Raw genomic sequence first — 3,877 nt, forward strand, 5'->3', positions numbered from 1 at the left:
TCTTCAACGACACCTTCGGCCACCAGGCCGGCGACAAGCTGCTGCAGGGCGCGGCCGCGGCGTGGCGGCAGGGGCTGCGGGGTTCCGGTGCGGTGCTGGCCCGCTACGGCGGGGAGGAGTTCCTGCTCGTCGTGGTGGGCCCGGCCGCCGGCGAGGCCGGGCGGCTGCTGGAGTCGCTGCGCCCGCTCACCCCTGCGGGGCAGACGTTCTCCGCGGGGGTGGCGGGGTGGGACCGCCTGGAGCCGGTCGCCGGGCTCGTCGCGCGGGCCGACGTGGCGCTGTACTCCGCCAAGCGCGGCGGCCGCGACCGGGTGGTCGTGGTGGAGGGCGTCAGCGGCCCGCGGGCGCCCGCGCTGCGCTGACGCCTGCGGCCGTATCTGCGGCTCGCGGTGGTTCCTCTCCCCGCCGGGTGGCCACGTCCGGCCGCCCGACCGGTGAGGAACGAGGAGGTTCCCGTGAGCACAGGAACGACGGCGGCGACGGCCGAGGTGGTGGACGGCACCGAGCCGGCGCCGATCGCCAGCGACAACCGCCCCCGCCCGCAGGACGGCGTGCAGGACGTCGACCAGCTGCCGCACCTGGGGGAGGTGAGCGGGCCGTGACCGCCACCGCCCTGGCCGTCCTGGACGTCGCCCGCGGTGAGCTGGGCTACGCCGAGGACCCGCCCGGTTCCAACCGCACCCGCTACGGCGCGTGGTACGGGATGGACGGCCAGCCCTGGTGCGCGATGTTCGTCTCCTGGTGCGCCGCGCGGGCGGGGGCGGCCGACATCATCCCCCGGCACGCCTACACCCCGGCCGGCGCCGAGTGGTTCCGGGCGCGCGGTGCGTTCGTCGACGCGCCCCGCGCCGGTGACGTCGTGTACTTCCGCTGGCCGGGGATGGGCCGGATCGCGCACGTGGCGTTCGTGGAGTCGGTGCGTCCCGACGGGTCCGTGGTGACCATCGAGGGGAACACCGACGCGGCGGGCGGGCGCACCGGCGGTCGCGTCATGCGGCACGTGCGCCGCGCCCACATCGCCGGGTACGGGCGGCCCGCCTACGCGGGCGGCGGCGGCCCGGCGACGGTGCTCGCCGGGGCCGACGAGGGCCGCGTCGCCGAGGACGGGCAGCTGGGCCCGCAGACGGTGCGCGCCCTGCAGCGGGCCCTGGGCGTCGGGGTGGACGGGGAGCTGGGGCCGGTCACGACCCGCGCCCTGCAGGAACTCCTCGGGGTGCCCGCCGACGGCGAGATCGGCCCGGTGACCACCCGGGCCCTGCAGCAGGCGCTGGGCGTCGGGGTGGACGGCGACTGGGGGCCTCTCACCACCCGGGCGCTGCAGCACGCCCTCAACGAGCGCGCGGCGCCCTTCGCGCGGGTCCCCGTGCCGGCCGGCTGAACCGCGGCGGTCCCGGGAGCGGCGCGAGGCCGCTCCCGGGACCACCGGGTGCTGCGGGGTCAGGACGTCTGCGCCCAGTCCCCCAGGGACCAGTCCCGCACCTCCGGCATGTCCTGCAGGTGTTCCACGACGTAGCGCTCGTGCCGCACCAGCTGCGCCTCGCACCACTCCTCGAGGTCGCTCGCCCCGGGCGGCAGCCGCCGGGCGTTGTTCAGCGCGTCGATCACCAGGTGGTAGCGGGAGGCGCGGTTGCGCACCGTCATGTCGAACGGCGTGGTGGTGGTGCCCTCCTCGATGAACCCCCGCACGTGGAACCGGTCGGCGTCGGGGCGGCCGTGCACGAGCTGGTGGATCGCGCCGGGGAACCCGTGGAAGGCGAACACCACGTCGACGGCGTCGGTGAACAGCTCCCGGAACCGGGTCTCGTCCACGCCGTGCGGGTGGTCCTTCGGCCGCGGCAGCGCCATGAGGTCGACGACGTTCACGACGCGGGTGCGCAGCGCCGGCAGCCGCTCGCGCAGGATGGACGCCGCCGCGACGGTCTCCATCGTCACGACGTCGCCGGCGCAGGCGAGCACGACGTCGGGGTCGGCGCTGCCGTCGTCGGTGCCGGCCCACCCCCAGATCCCCGCCCCGCGGGTGCAGTGCTCCACGGCCTGGTCGATCGTCAGCCACTGCAGCTGCGGCTGCTTGTCGATGACGACGAGGTTCACCTGGTTCCGCGAGCGCAGGCAGTGGTCGGCCACCGACAGCAGGCAGTTCGCGTCCGGCGGCAGGTACACCCTGGACACCTCCGGGCGCTGGGTGATCGCCACCTGGATGAGCCCGGGCCCCTGGTGGGAGAAACCGTTGTGGTCGTTGCGCCACGCCGTCGACGTCAGCAGGATGTTGAGGCTCGGCACGGGCGCCCGCCAGGGCAGCTTCCCGCCCTCCTCCAGCCACTTGGCGTGCTGCACCGTCTGGGAGGCGCTGACCATCGCGAACGCCTCGTAGGTGGCGAACAGCCCGTGCCGGCCGGTGAGGGTGTAGCCCTCCAGCCAGCCGTGGCAGTTGTGCTCGCTGAGCACCTCCACGACCCGACCGCCGCGGCCGAGGGACACGTCCCCGGGCTCCACCCGCTCCGCGAAGGCCCGGTCGGAGACCTCGAACACCGCGCCGAGGCGGTTGGAGTTCGTCTCGTCGGGGCTGAACAGCCGGAACGTGCGGGGGTTGTCGCGGTAGACGTCGCGCAGCAGCTCCCCGAGTCGGCGGGTGGACTCCACCCGCACCGCCGCCGGGCGGGGCACGTCGACGGCGTACTCCCGGAAGTCGCGCAGCCGCAGCGGCTCGGTGAGCAGGCCGCCGTTGGCGTGCGGGGAGGCGCTCATCCGCAGCTCGCCCGCCGGGTTCGCCCGCCGCACCAGCTCCACGGGCGCGCCGGCCCCGTCGAACAGCTCCTGCGGCGCGTAGGAGCGCATCCAGCCCTCCAGCAGCCGCAGGTGTTCCGGGTCGCCCTTGACGCCGGACAGCGGCACCTGGTGGGCGCGGAACGTGCCCGACACCTGCACCCCGTCCACCACGTCGGGCCCGGTCCAGCCCTTGGGGGTGCGCAGCACGATCAGCGGCCAGCGCGGGCGCGCGCCGGTGTCCTCCCCTGCGCGGGCGCGCTGCTGGATGCCGCGGATCGACGCGTGCGCCCGGGCGAGGACCCGCGCGAAGCGGTGGTGCATGCCGGGCAGGTCGTCGCCGCCGACCTCCAGCACCTCGTAGCCGTGACCCTCCAGCAGCGAGCGCACCTCGGCGGGGTCCTTGCGCGCCAGCACGGTGGGACCGGAGATCTTCGCGCCGTTGAGGTGCAGCACGGGCAGCACCGCGCCGTCGCGGGCCGGGTCCAGGAAGGAGATGCCCTTCCAGGAACCCTCCAGCGGTCCCGTCTCGGCCTCCCCGTCGCCCACCACCGCCAGGGCCAGCAGGTCGGGGTTGTCCATCACGGCGCCGAAGGCGTGGACGAGGACGTAACCCAGCTCACCGCCCTCGTGGATCGAGCCCGGCGTGGTGACGGAGACGTGGCTGGGGATGCCGCCGGGGCTGGAGAACTGCCGGAACAGGCGGGTGAGCCCGGCGGCGTCCTGCGCCACGTCCGGGTACACCTCGGAGTAGGTGCCCTCCAGGTACCCGGCCGCCACGAGGGCTGGGCCGCCGTGGCCCGGGCCGGCCAGGTAGACCGCCCGCTGGCCGGTGTGCCGGATCAGCCGCGACAGGTGCGCGTAGACGAACGACAGCCCGGGGCTGGTGCCCCAGTGGCCCAGCAGCCTGGGCTTGACGTGCTCCGGGCGCAGCGGCTCGCGCAGCAGCGGGTTGGCCTGCAGGTAGATCTGCCCGACGGTGAGGTAGTTGCAGGCCCGCCACCAGGCGTCGAGGGCGGCGAGCTCGTCCCCGGTCAGGTCGGCCGGGGCGTCGGGGGCGTGGACGGGGGTGCTGACGTCAGCGGTCACGTGCGGATCCCTCCGGGGCGCGGGT

The 3,877-nt window shown here is 75.3% G+C and carries 4 protein-coding genes; 3 read left to right on the forward strand and 1 reads right to left on the reverse strand.

Annotated elements, in window-relative coordinates:
- The 3 genes from ABEB16_RS20155 to ABEB16_RS20165 all read left to right on the forward strand — a co-directional run.
- The coding region (locus ABEB16_RS20155; protein ID WP_345713981.1) for a GGDEF domain-containing protein at window positions 1-362 on the forward strand (362 nt) is incomplete at its 5' end.
- A gap of 93 nt (window positions 363-455) precedes the next feature.
- Window positions 456-602, forward strand: a complete 147-nt coding sequence (locus tag ABEB16_RS20160) for a hypothetical protein (protein WP_345713982.1) — start codon at window positions 456-458, stop codon at window positions 600-602.
- Window positions 599-1,378 (forward strand): CHAP domain-containing protein, encoded by a 780-nt coding sequence (locus tag ABEB16_RS20165; protein WP_345713983.1) that lies wholly within the window; start codon window positions 599-601, stop codon window positions 1,376-1,378. Before ABEB16_RS20160 ends, ABEB16_RS20165 begins: the two co-directional genes overlap by 4 nt.
- Window positions 1,379-1,437: 59 nt before the next feature.
- Here the strand turns inward: ABEB16_RS20165 and ABEB16_RS20170 are convergent, their stop codons facing one another.
- Window positions 1,438-3,801 (reverse strand): phosphoketolase family protein, encoded by a 2,364-nt coding sequence (locus ABEB16_RS20170; protein WP_345713984.1) that lies wholly within the window; start codon window positions 3,799-3,801, stop codon window positions 1,438-1,440.
- Between the last annotated feature and the right edge of the window lie 76 nt (window positions 3,802-3,877).

Origin of the sequence: Kineococcus glutinatus (assembly GCF_039542765.1) — a bacterium.
GTDB classification, from domain to species: domain Bacteria; phylum Actinomycetota; class Actinomycetes; order Actinomycetales; family Kineococcaceae; genus Kineococcus_A; species Kineococcus_A glutinatus.